This window comes from Treponema primitia ZAS-1 (genome assembly GCF_000297095.1).
Lineage (GTDB): Bacteria > Spirochaetota > Spirochaetia > Treponematales > Breznakiellaceae > Termitinema > Termitinema primitia_A.
The window spans coordinates 1-426 of record NZ_AEEA01000031.1 but is presented as its reverse complement, the minus strand read 5'-3'; the positions used below and the strand labels follow the sequence as shown (position 1 = coordinate 426).

The 426-nt window shown below is 47.4% G+C and carries 1 pseudogene; it reads left to right on the top strand.

Features of this window, described 5'->3' with window-relative positions:
• Nucleotides 1-305: 305 nt before the first annotated feature.
• Nucleotides 306-426, top strand: a pseudogene (locus TPRIMZ1_RS20240) (transposase); the annotation flags it as partial.

The window sequence follows — 426 nt, the reverse complement described above, 5'->3', positions numbered from 1 at the left end:
AGGGAGGATGCCGGATAAACCGCTTTTGTGGTGTCGCACCTTCACGGGTGCGTGGATTGAAACCTAATCCTGGACACTTGTCCAGGGCTGTAAATACCACGTCGAACCTTCACGGGTGTGTGGATTGAAACGTAATATAATAGATAGAGAAATGATTATTATAAAGTCGCACCTTCACGGGTGCGTGGATTGAAACTATCAACATCTTCATGGGCCAACCCTACAAAGACCAGTCGCACCTTCACGGGTGCGTGGATTGAAACCCGTCCTCCGAAAAGGAGTAAATTAGTGCATACATGCAAAGCTATAAACGAAAACTGGGGACGACTTCCGGGGAGGTAGAACTGAAGGTGTCCAAATTAAAAACGGTATCCTTTGAGACCGCTATTATAGAACGGTACCGAAGGAGGGAAAGCAGCGTGGAGT